This is a genomic window from Nocardioides nematodiphilus (genome assembly GCF_020216525.1).
GTDB classification, from domain to species: Bacteria; Actinomycetota; Actinomycetes; order Propionibacteriales; family Nocardioidaceae; genus Nocardioides; species Nocardioides nematodiphilus.
Map to the genome: position 1 here is coordinate 350,241 of NZ_JAIWOY010000004.1, position 13,848 is coordinate 364,088.

At 72.1% G+C, this 13,848-nt stretch carries 17 protein-coding genes and 2 tRNA genes; 5 read left to right on the forward strand and 14 right to left on the reverse strand.

Translation table 11 applies throughout. The features are described from left to right. Positions 1 to 30: 30 nt before the first annotated feature. The 9 genes from KSO98_RS09780 to KSO98_RS09820 form a co-directional block, all read right to left on the reverse strand. Positions 31 to 1,500, reverse strand: coding sequence for a serine/threonine-protein kinase (locus KSO98_RS09780; protein WP_225285259.1), 1,470 nt, complete (start codon positions 1,498 to 1,500; stop codon positions 31 to 33). 6 nt (positions 1,501 to 1,506) lie between these two features. Next, positions 1,507 to 2,589, reverse strand: a complete 1,083-nt coding sequence (locus KSO98_RS09785) for a hypothetical protein (RefSeq protein WP_225285261.1) — start codon at positions 2,587 to 2,589, stop codon at positions 1,507 to 1,509. Between the two features lie 154 nt (positions 2,590 to 2,743). Continuing rightward, positions 2,744 to 2,816 (reverse strand) — tRNA-Ala (locus tag KSO98_RS09790). A gap of 55 nt (positions 2,817 to 2,871) precedes the next feature. Then, positions 2,872 to 3,657, reverse strand: a complete 786-nt coding sequence (gene sepX / locus KSO98_RS09795) for a divisome protein SepX/GlpR (RefSeq protein WP_225285262.1) — start codon at positions 3,655 to 3,657, stop codon at positions 2,872 to 2,874. 84 nt (positions 3,658 to 3,741) lie between these two features. Next, on the reverse strand, positions 3,742 to 4,377 hold the full coding sequence (locus tag KSO98_RS09800) for a GNAT family N-acetyltransferase (protein ID WP_225285263.1): 636 nt from the start codon (positions 4,375 to 4,377) through the stop codon (positions 3,742 to 3,744). After that, a complete protein-coding gene (locus KSO98_RS09805) occupies positions 4,377 to 4,865 on the reverse strand; it encodes a MogA/MoaB family molybdenum cofactor biosynthesis protein (protein WP_225285266.1) in 489 nt (162 codons plus the stop codon). Before KSO98_RS09805 ends, KSO98_RS09800 begins: the two co-directional genes overlap by 1 nt. Next, positions 4,862 to 5,347: a cyclic pyranopterin monophosphate synthase MoaC gene (gene moaC, locus KSO98_RS09810; protein WP_225285268.1), complete on the reverse strand. Its 486-nt coding sequence runs from the start codon at positions 5,345 to 5,347 to the stop codon at positions 4,862 to 4,864. Before moaC ends, KSO98_RS09805 begins: the two co-directional genes overlap by 4 nt. Next, positions 5,347 to 6,579 (reverse strand): molybdotransferase-like divisome protein Glp, encoded by a 1,233-nt coding sequence (gene glp / locus KSO98_RS09815; protein WP_225285270.1) that lies wholly within the window; start codon positions 6,577 to 6,579, stop codon positions 5,347 to 5,349. The genes moaC and glp overlap by 1 nt, the downstream gene beginning before the upstream one ends. A 23-nt stretch (positions 6,580 to 6,602) precedes the next feature. Further along, positions 6,603 to 7,976 carry a UTP--glucose-1-phosphate uridylyltransferase gene (locus KSO98_RS09820; protein ID WP_225285272.1) on the reverse strand — a complete coding sequence of 458 codons (1,374 nt, stop codon included), beginning with the start codon at positions 7,974 to 7,976 and terminating at the stop codon, positions 6,603 to 6,605. 23 nt (positions 7,977 to 7,999) lie between these two features. On the opposite strand from KSO98_RS09820, the gene KSO98_RS09825 reads away from it, so the two are divergent. The 4 genes from KSO98_RS09825 to KSO98_RS09840 all read left to right on the forward strand — a co-directional run bounded on the left by KSO98_RS09825 (position 8,000) and on the right by KSO98_RS09840 (position 10,082). After that, on the forward strand, positions 8,000 to 8,587 hold the full coding sequence (locus KSO98_RS09825; protein ID WP_225285274.1) for a 5-formyltetrahydrofolate cyclo-ligase: 588 nt from the start codon (positions 8,000 to 8,002) through the stop codon (positions 8,585 to 8,587). Positions 8,588 to 8,663: 76 nt separating this feature from the next. Next, complete coding sequence (locus KSO98_RS09830) at positions 8,664 to 8,888, forward strand: FmdB family zinc ribbon protein (RefSeq protein ID WP_225285275.1); 225 nt, start codon at positions 8,664 to 8,666, stop codon at positions 8,886 to 8,888. Positions 8,889 to 8,976: 88 nt separating this feature from the next. Then, on the forward strand, positions 8,977 to 9,651 hold the full coding sequence (locus tag KSO98_RS09835) for an SAF domain-containing protein (protein WP_225285277.1): 675 nt from the start codon (positions 8,977 to 8,979) through the stop codon (positions 9,649 to 9,651). A gap of 62 nt (positions 9,652 to 9,713) precedes the next feature. Then, entirely contained in the window at positions 9,714 to 10,082 is a 369-nt protein-coding gene (locus tag KSO98_RS09840) for an MscL family protein (protein WP_225285279.1), read from the forward strand. Positions 10,083 to 10,110: 28 nt separating this feature from the next. Here KSO98_RS09840 and KSO98_RS09845 read toward each other — a convergent pair whose 3' ends face one another. Together KSO98_RS09845 and KSO98_RS09850 are read right to left on the reverse strand one after the other, a co-directional pair. After that, positions 10,111 to 10,296 (reverse strand): hypothetical protein, encoded by a 186-nt coding sequence (locus tag KSO98_RS09845; RefSeq protein WP_225285280.1) that lies wholly within the window; start codon positions 10,294 to 10,296, stop codon positions 10,111 to 10,113. Continuing rightward, positions 10,293 to 11,618 carry an LCP family protein gene (locus KSO98_RS09850; RefSeq protein WP_225285282.1) on the reverse strand — a complete coding sequence of 442 codons (1,326 nt, stop codon included), beginning with the start codon at positions 11,616 to 11,618 and terminating at the stop codon, positions 10,293 to 10,295. Before KSO98_RS09850 ends, KSO98_RS09845 begins: the two co-directional genes overlap by 4 nt. A gap of 226 nt (positions 11,619 to 11,844) precedes the next feature. Between KSO98_RS09850 and KSO98_RS09855 the strand changes: the two genes are divergently transcribed. Continuing rightward, positions 11,845 to 11,917 (forward strand) — tRNA-Arg (locus tag KSO98_RS09855). A 26-nt stretch (positions 11,918 to 11,943) separates the two neighbouring features. On the opposite strand, the gene KSO98_RS09860 is transcribed toward KSO98_RS09855, so the two are convergent. From KSO98_RS09860 to KSO98_RS09870, 3 genes are all read right to left on the reverse strand, one after another. Continuing rightward, entirely contained in the window at positions 11,944 to 12,201 is a 258-nt protein-coding gene (locus tag KSO98_RS09860) for a DUF7218 family protein (protein ID WP_225285284.1), read from the reverse strand. A gap of 3 nt (positions 12,202 to 12,204) precedes the next feature. Then, positions 12,205 to 12,429 carry a hypothetical protein gene (locus tag KSO98_RS09865; protein WP_225285286.1) on the reverse strand — a complete coding sequence of 75 codons (225 nt, stop codon included), beginning with the start codon at positions 12,427 to 12,429 and terminating at the stop codon, positions 12,205 to 12,207. A 146-nt stretch (positions 12,430 to 12,575) separates the two neighbouring features. Beyond that, on the reverse strand, positions 12,576 to 13,766 hold the full coding sequence (locus KSO98_RS09870) for a saccharopine dehydrogenase family protein (protein WP_225285294.1): 1,191 nt from the start codon (positions 13,764 to 13,766) through the stop codon (positions 12,576 to 12,578). Positions 13,767 to 13,848 lie beyond the last annotated feature (82 nt).

The window sequence follows — 13,848 nt, forward strand, 5'->3', positions numbered from 1 at the left end:
ACCGTAGGCCTCGGCCGCGTTCCTACGCCGTCAGCCGATGTGACGCTCGGCGGTCGTGCCGGCGACGGTGATGGTGACGGTGCCGTGGGTGCCGGTGGGGACGCAGAAGTCGCCGGTCCCCCGGCCCTTCGGCCCCACCGTCACCGGCTTGCCGGTGGTCTCGCCGTTGCCGTGGTCGGAGCGGATCGCCAGTTGCGGGTGGAGGGTGCGGCCCGGCGTGAAGCCGGTGAGCGCGTACGCCCACTTCTGGTAGTCGCCCGCCGTCCCGCTGCACGCGGCGTCGGAGCGGGCGAGCGTGCCGATCGCCGGCTTCGGCTTGGGCTTCGACGGTGCCGACGGGACAGCGGCCGAGGGCGTGGGGGTCGGCGTGGAGGTGCGCGACGGCGTGGGGCTGCCCGCCGCCGTCGGCGTGGGTGACGCCGAGGCCGCCCGCGGGTCGGCATCGCCGTCTCCGCGGGTGAGGCCGTAGGCCGCGCCGCCGAGGATCAGCACGAGCGCCACCGCGGCCACGACCCACCAGGGCCAGCGCCCCGCCGGCTCACGAGATGTCGGCAGGCGCCTCTTGGGAGGTGCAGGCGGCGCCGCGGCGACGGACGGGAGCGCGGGCGCGACCGCCGGCGCAGGAGACGCAAGCGCCTCCGGCTCACTCGGCGTCGGCACATTCGGCCCGAGGGCTTCGGCTTCAGCCCCCAGGGCCTCCGCCGAGCGGAACAGCGTCGGCTCGGCTCGTACGGTCTCCCCGGCCACGACCGGGGCGACGGGCAGCGTCACCGACGGCGCGGCGGTCAGGCTGACGCCGCGAGTGGCCACCCGGTCGACGGCTGCGCGAAGCTCGCCCATGCTGGCGAAGCGATCCTCAGGATCTGGGGAGAGCAGCCGCAGGAGCAGGCCGTTGATCGCCCGGTCCTCCGCCGAGGTGGCCGGGAGTTGGGGTACGGGCTCGGCCGCGGCCGGAGCCGAGCCGGTGAGGCAGGTCCACAGCAACACACCGACGGCGTGCTGGTCGGAGCGGTCGTCGTCGCGCCCCGGCACCGCGCTGCTGAAGTCGCTGAGGTGCGGGGAAGGGCCGGCGGCGTCGGTGCGCAGCAGGATGGTCTCGGGGGCCAGGCCCGCGTGCACGACGCCGGTGGCGTGGACGTCGGCGAGCGCCGCCGAGATCTGCGAGGTCACAGCGAGCGCGTCCGTACGCGGCATCGGCCCGTGGGTCCTGAGCCGGGTCGCGAGATCACCGTCCGGGAAGTGCTCGGTCGTGCGGTAGGCGGTGTCGTCGATGGTGCCGTGATCGAGGACCGTCACCACGTGGCGCGAACGGATCCCGGCGCGGAGCGCCGATTCGCGGCCGAACGCCTCGCGGCGGTCGTGTCCCGCCACGGTGAGCGCCACGGAGCGGCGCAGCATCGTGTCCGTCGCCTCGTAGACGACACCCCCGCCGTCCTCGCCGATCAGTCGGCTGATCTGGTAGCGCCCGTAGCGCTCCCCCACCTCCGGCAGGCCGCTCATCGCGCGCTACCCACTGCAGATGACCGCCGTGCACCCGCTCGGCGGCGGCGTCGGCCCCGAGGAACCGGAGGAGCCCGAGGACCCCGTCGAGCCCGAGGAGCCGGAGGACGGCGGGCTGACCGGGTGATGGACGGGTGCGGGCTTCGGCTTCGGGCGCGGCTTGGGCCGGACCTTGATCGTGCGGCTGCCGGAGGCTCCCGACACCCAGCGCTGGCCGGGCTGCACGATCGCCGACCAGACCACCTTCCCCGGGTGCTTGAACGACGCCCGCGTCGAGAATCGGCCCGCGCCGCTGGTCCGGACCACGCGCATCAGGTGCCGCTTGTGGTGCGCCACGGTGTAGATCCCGACCGGGATGCCGGCCGCCGCGGGCGACAGCGAGCCACGCAGCGTCACCCGCTTCCCGACCCGGACCTTGTGCCGCGAGGAGATCTGGAGCCGGGTGGCGACGGTGGCGGTCTCGAAGTCGTAGACCCGGGCGCCCCGCGAGGTGCCCACCACGAGGTCGTCCAGCTCGAAGTCGTGGTTCGAGACGTCGCAGCCGAAGACGAAGCCGGCCAGGCCGGGCCCCGTAGCGGGGAAGCGCGCCGCGATCGTGCTGAGCGCGGCCGATCCCTGCATCGAGGCCACGCCGTGGGCGTACCGGATCCAGTTCAGGCTCTGGTCGAGGCCCCTCACCGTCGTCCAGCCGTATCCGGCGTTGCCGGTCGCGAGCGCGCCCACCATCGTCGCGCCGCCCGTCGTCGGGTACTGCACGACCGGCAGCCCCATGCCGTGGTTGCCGGAGGTCATCACGCTGAGCCCGGTCAGGCCCGAGATGGGGGTCGACACCACGACGCCGTAACCGTGCATCGCATCCGCGGGTGGCACCAGATGCGCCACCTTGCCGCTGTGCCCGGGGAGCGAGCTGGCCTGGTAGGTCAGCTTGGCGTTCGCGGCGGCGAGCGGTCCGTCGAGCGCGCACGAGAGCTTCACGAAGCGCGGACTGGCACCGACGAGCGCGTGCCCGGAGACGACCGTGACGGTCTGCGTCGCCGCCGAGACGGGCGCCGGCGCGGCGACGGCCAGTGCGATCGCGAGACCCGACATCCCTAGCGACAACCTACGCATGACACTCCCTGACGGTCGGGGCTCCATCGGCCTCAGCGAGGGTCATCGTGCCCACCTGCGGCACAGTCCAAACGGGGTGACTTCCCGGGGAAATGCACGAGAGCCGGATCCTTGCGGATCCGGCTCTCCTCGGTGGAGGTAAGGGGATTCGAACCCCTGGCCTTCTCATTGCGAACGAGACGCGCTACCAGCTGCGCCATACCCCCGCGAGTGCTCCGCAACATTAGCATCGGCCGCGGAACGAGGTGAAATCAGGGCCCCTCAGGAGCCGGTCGCGCGGCGCTTCTCGCTCTCGGCGGCCTTCGCCTCGCGCGCGGCCGCGTCGGCCTCGGCGACCAGGGCGCTGTCGATCTCGCTGCGGCCCGAGCTCCACACGCCGGTGGAGTCCAGGTCGATGGTGCGGACCGTACGACGGGCGGCCGGCGGCTTGGACACGTAGGTCGGGAGCGGCACGTTGACCGGGTCCCAGCTGCCCGCTATCTCGGCGGCGACGACGGGGACGCTCTGCGTGTCGTCGTCGAGGACGTCCCCGACGACGATCTCGGCGCTGGCGTCGAGCGGCTCGACGTCGTACTCGGTCTCGAGGACCGGCGCGGCGGCGTACGGGCGGACCGGGGTCATGCGGCGCACCGAGCGCTCGCGGCGGACCATCAGGCGGCAGGCGACCAGCCAGGCCACCAGCAGCGTGACGGGCGCAGCCTGGACGGCCCAGCCGACGTAGCCCAGACCCGCAGCGACGGCGACGCCCGCGTTGAGCAGGAGGATCGTGAGAAGTACGTTGCGACGGCGGCGGGCCGCGCTGCGCGACTTCTGCGCCGGGACGTCCGGGGCTCGCTCGGCTCGCTCCTGGCCCACCCGGGCGGGCGTGCCGGGGACCAGGGTGGTCGTCCGGCTGGAGGCAGCCTCGCGGCGCGCCAGCACCCGCATCGTGTGGGAGAACGTCGCCACCGTGCGCGAGCGCAGACTCTCGTCATGATGCTCGAGCGCCTTGGGGACGAGGTAGACGGCCCACGCCACGGCGACGGCGACGAAGATCAGCGAGCTCACGTAGTGAAGGTTAGGAGCGCTAGCGCAGGGTGGGGCGCATGTCTACAGGTGTGTCGCAAAAGGACTTCTGTGACTTCTGGGATTTCATCGATCCTCACCCTCGAGTCGCGCGAGCAGTCCGCCGGGACACTCCTCCACCGTGATCGCATAGATGCGGTGGTCGCGCCAGGCGCCGTCGATGTGGAGGAAGCGCGGCGCGTAGCCGACCTCGCCGATGCCGAGCTTCTCCACGACCCGCAGCGAGTTGGAGTTCTCCGGGCGGATGCAGACCTCGATCCGGTGCAGCCCGGCGACGGTGAAGCAGTGGTCGATCACCAGCGCCACCGCGCGGGGCATCGCGCCGCGGCCTGCGAGGTCGTGTGCGATCCAGTAGCCGATCGACGCGAACTGCGCCGACCCCCGCACGATGTTGTTGACCGTCACCTGCCCGGCGAAGCGGCCGTCGATCTCGATCGCGAACGGGTACGTCGTGCCGGCGCGCGCGGCCCGGTGCAGACGGCGCACGAGCGCGGGGAACGTGGTCGGGCGCAGGTCGCCCCCGGGCGGGACGGTCGCGTCCCACGGGTGCAGCCAGGCCGCCGAGCGCTGCCTGGCCTCGTGCCACGCGGGCCCGTCGCGCCGCGAGAGCGCACGCACGACCAGGCGACCGCCGTCGGGGAGGGTCGCCTCCAGTCGCGCGGGCCACGCCGCCCGATCGGCGGGCGCCGCACCCAGCCGCATCAGTGGTCGCTCCCGACCGACTGCTCGACGGCGTGCTCGAGGACGGGCCGCAGCACCTCGATCGCGTCCTTCACCCCGCCACGCGAGCCGGGCAGGTTGATCACCAGGCACTCACCGGCCAGCCCCGCGAGGCCGCGCGAGAGCATCGCGGTCGGGACGCCCTTGGCCACGCCGGCGGCCCGGATCGCCTCGGCGATGCCCGGGATCTCGCGATCGAGCAGGGGGCGGGTGACCTCGGGGGTCAGGTCGGTCGGCGTGAGTCCCGTGCCGCCGGTGGTCAGGACCACCCGCGCCCCGGCCGCGATGTGCGCACCGATCGCGGCGCCCACGGGCTCCCCGTCCGGTACGACGACGGGATCACCCACGGCGAAGCCGAGCTCGTCGAGGAAGGCGGTGAGCAGCGGGCCGGTGGTGTCCTCGTAGACGCCGGCGGCCGCGCGGTTGGAGGCCACCACCACTGCGCCGAGCAGGCCCTCCTGCGCACTCACCTACGCCACTCCCCCGACTTGCCGCCGCTCTTGGTCTCGACCCGCACGTCGGTGATGGTGGCGGCCTTGTCGACGGCCTTGACCATGTCGATCACGGTGAGAGCGGCGACCGTGACGGCGGTGAGCGCCTCCATCTCGACGCCGGTGCGGTCGGTGGTCTTCACGGTCGCGTGGATCTCGACGGCGTCGTCGGCGACCGCGAGCTCGACCTTCACACCGGAGATGGCCAGCGGGTGGCACAGCGGGATGAGGTCGGGGGTCTTCTTGGCGCCCATGATCCCGGCGATCCGGGCGACGGCGAGCGCATCACCCTTGGGCACGCCCTCGCCGCGCAGCAGCCCGATCACCTCGGGCGAGACCAGCACCCGGCCCGACGCGGTCGCGACGCGGGCGGAGACGGCCTTCTCCGAGACGTCGACCATCCGGGCGGCGCCGGTCTCGTCGACGTGCGTCAGCCGCGGCGCTCGCTCCTCGGGGGCCATCAGAAGGACTCCTCGATCGAAAGGACCTCGACGGTGGCGCCGGGCTGCACCTCGGTGACGTCCTCGGGGACCACGAGCAGGCAGTTGGCGCCCGCCAGACCGCCGAGGATGTGCGAGGCGGCCCCGCCGAACGGCGTGACGACGCCGTCCGCGTAGCGCCCCCGCATGTACTGGCGCCGGCCGCCCGGCGAGCGCAGCGGCCCGCCGTCCTCGGTCCGGAGCCGGGCGCCGACCGTGGGCCGGGCCTCCGGCGTCAGGCCCATGAGGCGCCGCAGCGCGGGCAGCACGAACGCCTCGAAGGAGACGTACGAGGAGACCGGGTTGCCCGGCAGGCAGAAGATCGGCACCCGCTCGTCGCCGACCAGGCCGAAGCCCTGCGGCTTGCCCGGCTGCATCGCGACCGGCCCGAACCACACGCCCTCGGCCGAGAGCGCCTCCTTGACCACGTCGTAGTCGCCCTGGCTGACGCCGCCGGAGGTGATCACCAGGTCGGCACGGACGAGCTGGTCGTGCAGCGCGGTCGTGAAGCCGTGCGGGTCGTCGGGGACGATCCCGACCCGGAACGCGATCGCGCCGGCCGTACGGGCCGCGGCCGCGAGCAGGTAGGAGTTGCTGTCGTAGATCGAGTCGTGGCCCAGCGGCTGGCCGGGCTCGCGCAGCTCGGTGCCGGTGGAGATGACCACGACCCGGGGACGGGGGCGGGTCGACACCGCGGCATGGCCGGTGGCGGCGAGCAGGCCGAGGTGGCGGGGGCTGAGCACGGTCCCCTCGGCGACGACCAGGTCGCCGTCGGCGACGTCCTCGCCCGTACGACGCACGTACGCGCCCGCCGCGTGTGGCGCCTCGCTGATCCGCACCTGGCTGACGCCACGGTCGGTGGCCTCGTACGGGACGATCGTGTCGGCGCCCGCCGGGACCGGGGCGCCGGTCATGATCTTGACCGCTGTGCCGGGGGCGAGCGCGTGCACCCGCGCGGTGCCGGCGCCGATCTCGCCGACGACCGGCAGCACGACGGGCTCGGGGCCGCTCGCGCCGTCGACGTCGGCGAAGCGGACGGCGTAGCCGTCCATCGCGGAGTTGTCGAAGCCCGGCAGCGAGACCCGCGCGTGCACGTCGGCGGCGCAGGCCAGGCCGAGCGCGTCCATCAGCGGCTGCGGGAACGACGCCATCGGCTCGATGGCGTCCAGGATCCGCTGGCGATGCTCGTCCGGGCTGATAGGTGAGGCCGACATGTGTCGACCTTATCGAGCGCCGGTCAGTCCAGGACGGTGCCGGGTGCGACCTGGTCAGTGCCGTCGGCGGCGAGCGTGACGTCACCGAGGACCTGGACGCCGGCGCCGAAGGTCCAGTCGCCCTGGACCCGCAGCGCGGTCGCCTTGGCCAGCGAGGGCACGCCGTCGGGGAAGTGCGCCTCGAAGTCCGCGACGAGCTTGTAGTGATCGCTGTCGAGGTCGATGAACGGCACCTCGTCGGCGACCTGGTCCAGCGTGTAGCCGTCGCGGATGTCGTAGACGTCCGAGCGCAGCACGAGCAGGTCGTTGGTGGTCTTGACCGGGATGAACCGGTCGCGCCCGACCTCGATCAGCTCTGCGCCCTCGAAGATCTCGATCGCCGAGCCCATCGCGGTCTCGACCTGGATCACCTTCGGGGTCGAGGGATCGCTCGGGTCGACCGTCTTCTCGTTGCGGATCATGGGCAGACCGAGGATGCCGTCGCGCTCGTCGAGCGCCGCCTTGAGGGCGCGCAGGTCGATCCAGAGGTTGTTGGTCGAGCAGTAGCGGTGACGCGTGAGGTCCTGCAGCGCCGCCTTGTCCTCGGGCAGGGTCTGCGCGGTCTCGCGCAGCACCAGCCGGCCGTCGGAGCGACGGCGGGCGAAGTGGCCGCCCTTGCGGTCCGACGGGGTGCGCCGTACAGCCTCGATCGCGAACGGCGCGCCCGAGGCGGCGAACCAGCCTGCGACGTGCGCGTCCGGGACGGCGCCGAGGTTGTCGGAGTTGGAGACGAAGACCCGCTCGTACCCCTGCTCGAGCAGGGCGTCCAGCAGGCCGGTGCCCCGCAGCGCGGTGTAGATGTCGCCGTGGCCCGGCGGGCACCACTCCAACGTCGGGTCCTGCGGCCACTCGACCGGGAGCAGGCCGTCGGCGAGCAGTCGCGGGACCATGTTCTGCCGGAACTCCAGCGGCAGCCCCTCGACCGGCAGGTCGGTGTAGCGCGCCAGAGCCTCGAGCGTGTCCGCGGAGGTACGGAAGGAGTTCATGAAGATCAGCGGCAGCCGGGTGCCGTGGGTCGCGCGCAGGTGCAGGATCTGGCGCGCGATGACGTCGAGGAACGTGAGGTCGTCGCGGACGCCGAGCAGCGACTTCGCGTGGTCCATGCCCATCGAGGTGCCGAGGCCGCCGTTGAGCTTGATCACCGCGGTGCCCGAGATGGCAGTGGTCGCGGCCTCCTCGGGAACCTGTGCGTCGGCGAGGGCCGGGATCGTGACCGGCTCGATCGACTCCTCGGGGATCATGCCGGTGGCGCCGCGCTCGAGCTCGCCGTAGTAGTGCGCGAAGGTCCGGACCGCGACCTCGTCGACGTGCGCGGCACGCATCTTGTCGACCGCTGCGGCCAGCCCCTCGTTGTGCATAGGGCTGATCGTAGGCTGGCCGTGTGGCTGATCCACAAACATCTCCTTCAAAGATCGCGCTGCGTGATCAGCTGCTGACCACGCGCCACCGTCTCGCCGTCGTCGAGATCGGCGAGGCGGCTCGCGGTCTGGCCACCCACCTTCTCGCTCTCCCCGAGATGCGTCGGGCCGCCACGGTGGCGACCTACGTCTCGGTCGGCAGCGAGCCTGGTACAGGTCCCCTGATCGACGCGCTTCAAACCTCCGGCCGCCGGGTCCTTCTCCCCCGGCTGCTGCCGGACAACGACCTGGACTGGAGCGTGTACGAGGGGCCGGGCTCGCTCGTCAGTGCCGGCCGGGGGCTGTTGGAGCCCGCCGGTCGGCTCCTGGGCGTCGAGGCGATCGCGCACGCCGACGTCGTGCTCGTGCCGGGGCTGGCGGTGGACGCGCACGGCAACCGGCTCGGACGAGGCGGCGGGTCGTACGACCGGGCGCTGGGCAGGGTGCCGGTCGGCACGATGACCTGCGTGCTGCTCTACGACCACGAGACCGGTCAGCCGGTCCCGGTCGAGCCGCACGACCGGCCGGTGGCGGCGGCCGCGACCCCCTCGGGAATCCTGCGCCTGCGCTGAGCGCTGTAAACTGGCAGTCGGCCGCGTTGAGTGCCAGCGGAGGCCATCGTTCGAGCGATACGTAAGAAGGAGCGTCGTGCCCACCTATCAGTACGCCTGCACCGAGTGCGGCCACGGATTCGACGCGGTCCAGAGCTTCTCCGACGACGCCCTGACCGTCTGCCCCGAGTGCCACGGCCGACTGCGCAAGGTGTTCAGCGCCGCCGGTGTGGTCTTCAAGGGCTCCGGCTTCTACCGCACCGACTCGCGCTCGGGCTCGGGGTCGACCTCGACCGCCGCGGCCTCCCCCAGCAGCGACTGACGGTCTCGACGCTCCCAGGCCCGCATCCGGATCGCGGGCCTGTGGATAACGCGACGCACGAATCCGCGAGGCGTCCTACCGTCGAGGAGTGACCTCTCCTCTCGGGAACTCCGGACCGCTCGGGCGCGCAGCTCGGCGTCTGCGACGCCGCGTGCTGGCCCATCGACGGCTGCTCGGAGGACTGTGCGCGCTCCTCGCGGTCGTCCTCGCCCTCCAGGCCGCCCGCCCCGCCGAGCCGGCGAGCGCGTCTCTCACGATCGCGCGCCGCGACCTGCCCGCGGGCACGCGCCTCGGACCCGACGACCTGGCCAGCGTCCGGGTGCCGCCCGACGCCGTCCCGGTGGGCGCCGCCGCCGGCCCCGACCTCGCCGGCCGGGTGCTCGCCTCAGCCGTCCGACGGGGCGAGCCCGTCACCGACCTGCGCCTGGTCGGGCCCGCGCTGACGGCCGGGCGCCCCGGCCTGGTGGCCGTACCCGTGCGTCTGCCGGATCCCGAGATGGCGGCGCTGCTCCGGGTGGGTGATCACATCCGCCTGCTGGCGACCGACGCGGCCTCGGGGACCACCCGCGTGGTCGCTCCCGACGCCGAGGTGCTGGCCCTGCCCGGCCCACTCCCGACACGCGGGACGGCAACAGCCTCCGGAAACGGCGTCACGGACAGCCTCAGCGGACGTCTGATCGTTGCGGGAGTCCCCGAGGACCTCGTCACACCGGTCACATCGGCATCGGTGAGGGACTTCCTCACCTACGCGTATCCACACTAGGGTCGAGCCGTTTCATCACTCGGGGGATCTCCCTTCATCCAACGATTCGGAGAGAAGTAGGAATGAGCGGCTTCAAGAACTTCCTGTTGCGCGGCAATCTGATCGAGCTGGCCGTCGCGTTCATCATGGCGACCGCGTTCGCAGCCGTGGTGACCGCGACCGTCACGCTGATCATGGACCTGATCGGCAAGGTCGGAGGCACCCCGGACTTCTCGAACTACCACCCGGGTGGCGTCTCCGTGGGCGCCTGGCTGACGGCGCTGGTCACGTTCATCATCATGGCGGCGATCGTCTACTTCCTGATCGTGATGCCCTACACCGCCGCCAAGGAGCGCTACTTCCCGGCCAGCGACGAGCCCGGCACGCCCGAGGACGTCGCGCTGCTCACCGAGATCCGCGACCTCCTCGCTGCCCAGCAGCGCCAGATCTGATCAGACGCAGCGCACGCCAGGTGCCGTCTCACCCGCCGTGGTGAGGCGGCACCTGTGCTTTCAGCCAGTCGTCGGAGCTCTGCGGCTCCCGCGCCCCGGCCTCGTCGCGGTCGTCGCTGGTCGACTCCGGCAGGACGTCGCCGAAGATCCGGGCGAGACGGCGCTTGCGCTCCCACTCCGACTCGGCCGGCCGGGGGTCGTGCTGCTCGCTCATGTGCAGAGCCCGGCCGACTCGAGCGCCTGCGTGTCCTCCGCGGAGCGGGTCGGCGTGCTCGTCGGGCCACCGGACGGGCTGGAGCTCGCGTCGCCGCTGGGCGAGGTGCTCGGCGCGTCGCCGGCTCCGGCGCTCGTGCTCGCCGATGCCGAGGAGGAGGCGCCCGGCAGGTTGCTGACGTTGATCGAGCCCGAGGTCAGGCCGCGCGAGAGCGGTCGGTCGTTCTTGATCGCGTTCCAGACCTGGGCCGCCTGGGGCAGCCAGACGACCCGGTTGGGATCAGCCGGGTCGTACTGCCACGGGATGGTGATGAACTTGATGTTGTTCAGGCCGATGCCCTGGAACTGCTGGGCGAGGCCGGCCAGCTTGCCGAGGTTCTTCAGGCCCGGGTCGACGGTCAGCGACTTGGTCGCCGCGTTGAGGAACTTCACGACCTTGATCGGGTTCGACAGGGTGTCGGAGGACAGCACCTGACTGACCATCGAGCCGACGAACGCCTGCTGGCGCTTGATCCGGCCGAGGTCGGAGCCGTCGGTGCCGGGGATGTGGCGGATACGGACGTACTGCAGCGCCTGGTTCCCGGAGATCTTGCGGGTGCCGGCCGGCAGGTAGATGCCGTGCGCGCGGTCGTCCCAGGTCTGCGGGATGCACACCTTCACGCCGCCGATCGCGTCGACCATCGACTTGAACCCCTCGAAGTCGACCACCACGAAGTGGTCGACCCGGATGCCGGTGAGCTGCTCGACCTGCTCGATCGTGCATGCGGGCCCGCCGACCGAGAACGCCTCGTTCCACATGCCGTAGGCCGTCGAGCTGATCGAGCCGTCGGACTCCTTGCAGGCGGGCCGGTTGACCATCGAGTCGCGCGGGATCGAGATGCCGTACGCGTGCTTCCGGTCGGCCGAGAGATGCACCAGGATCGTGGTGTCGGAGCGCTGACCGCCCTCGGTCAGCCCGTCGATGTCGCAGCCCTGGCAGTCGCGGCTGTCCGAGCCCATCACCAGGATGTTGAGCGGACCGTCGGGGCCGGTGAAGACGCGCTCGGGCCGGTCGCCGACCATGTCCTGGGTCGCGTCGTACACGTGCAGATTGCCGTTGAGGTGGCGGTAGAGATAGGCCGCCGACAGGCCGGTCACCAGGACCAGCGCGACGAGCGAGGAGATGAGGACCTTCGCCACCGTGTGACGTTTGCGCCGCTTGGCGCGGCGCTTGCCGGCCCGGGCGTCGCGGACGACCGTGTCCGTCGCGCGAGGAGCCGCGGCGATGGGTTCAGGAGCGGTGCCAGGGGATGCGAACGGCGCGCGCTGCTCTGCGTCGTACATCCATCACCGTCACTCGCGTCGGGGGCACTGTGTCATCGCTCGGATCATCGGAGGCCGCGTCGCGGGCCTCCATGACCTTACGCGCGACCCCCAAAGTGTGCTGTCCGCTCGGCGGGTACGCCAAAACACCGGCAGCCGGTGTGCTATGACGCCACACGCGAGGATCCGGTGTGACGGTACGGGTTGAGAGCTCCGACCGGGGTGGTGACAAGATGGGCCCCGCCCAGCCTCCGTAGCTCAGTGGATAGAGCGCCGCACTCCTAACGCGGGCGTCGCAGGTTCGATCCCTGCCGGGGGCACCCCGCCGCGTCGCGGCGCCGCCACCTCAGTGGTTGCGCAGCTCCTCGACCAGCTCGGACTTCCGCTTGTGCGAGTAGCCGTGCAGGCCCAGCTCCTTGGCGCGTTGGCGCAGGTGCGCGACCGTCCAGTCGTCGTACGATCCGGCCTTGCCGCCCTTGCGACCGACCGACGTGCTGCCGCGCGCGGCCACCGCGTTGGAGATCCGGGCGGCCTTCTCCTTGGAGTCGCCCTGGTCGCGCAGCTCCTCGTAGAGCTTCTCGTTCTTCAGGCTCGGATTCGGCATGGCTCACTCCCGTCCGTAGGGGTCGGTGGTGCCGTCCCAGTCGGACCCGCCGCTGCGGGGCCCGGTCTGGCCGGCGTCGTCGTGACCGCCCTCCGGGTGTGGGCGGCTCTCGTCACGCGCGATCTCCCGTGCGCGCCGCCGGTCGGCGAACGCGGCCAGCATCTGCACCGTCCCCGCCGCGAGGGCGAAGACGATGAAGATCAGGACGATGATCCACAGGGTCGTCATGACCCTGAAGTAACCGGGACCGGCGCCGGCATGCCCCCGTGTGAGATTCGGCGGACGGGGTACTTACCGGCTCGTGCTCCAGCAGATCACCGCGCACGCCAGACTCTGGCTCGCCGCGCAGCTCGCCCCCGCGGCGGAGCGCTCGCTCAGTCCTCGATCGTCTCGAAGCGGATTCCCGCCCGCTGCAATCGACCCAACAGCGCATCGCCCATCGCGACGGCGGTGGTGACCGAGCCCGCCGTGGGCGGGTTGTCGTCGAGCGCCAGGCAGAGGGCCGCCTCGGCGAGCATCCTCGCGGTCTCGGTGTAGCCGGGGTCGCCGCCGGAGACGCGGGTGTGGGCCGTGCGGCCGTCTCCCTCGGCGACGAAGTCGACGGTGAACCACGACGCTGCCCGACGGGCCTCGCTCGGGCCCTCCCCCTGCGGCATCCGGTTACCCAGCCAGCGCCGGACCGGCCCGATCTGAGCGGCCGCGACCAGGGCGCTGACACCCACGGCGCCACCGACCGCGTAGTGCAGGGTCTTGGTGCCGGCGTAGTGGGAGTAGCGGAAGTCGGTGCCGAAGACAGGAAGCGCCGCTGCGCTGCGGACCACGATCGCGGGGTCGACGGTGGGCAGCGGGAGCAGGAAGTAGCCCAGCGTCGCATCTCGGGTCGGGCGGCCCGCGACGGCCTTGGCCCGGCGCCCGGTCGGGCGCGGCTCGACCTGCTTGCGCGCGATCGCCGCGGCGCGCAGCTGGCGGGCCCGGGCGAACTGACCGAGCGCGGAGTGGAAGGTGCCGCCCGAGGCGAGGGCGCCGGTGCGCACGACACCGCGCATGGTGACCGCACCGCTCGCGCCGAGCTGCTGCGCGGTGTACAGCGCGCCGAGGTCGTGCGGGATGGAGTCGAAGCCGCAGGCGTGCACGAGGCGGCCCCCGGTGCGCTCGGCGGTCTCGTGGTAGCGGACGTACATGGTGTCGATGAACTCCGGCTCACCGGTGAGGTCGACGTAGTCGGTGCCGGCCTCGGCACACGCGCGCACCAACGGCTCGCCGTGCTCGAGGTAGGGCCCGACCGTGGTGATGACCACCCGCGCCCGCGCCGCGACCGCGGCCAGGCTGGCGGGGTCGGTGGCGTCGGCGGACAGCAGCTCCAGGTCCGCGAGATCGTCGCCGAAACGGGCGACGAGGCCGTCCCGTACGGCGGCCAGCTTGGCCGGGTTGCGGCCCGCCAACGCCCAGCGCAGGTCCTGAGGACCGCCTTCCCGCGTCACCGTCCGAGCGAGGTAGTCGGCCGTGAGGGCGCCGGTGAAACCGGTCGCGCCGAAGAGGACCAGGTCGAGATCGCGGTCTGCCATGTGGCCCACTCTGGCACGGATGCATACCCAATCTGGTCTAGACCGAGGGGTGCCGGAGCGCGTGACCTCGATTCACATGTTT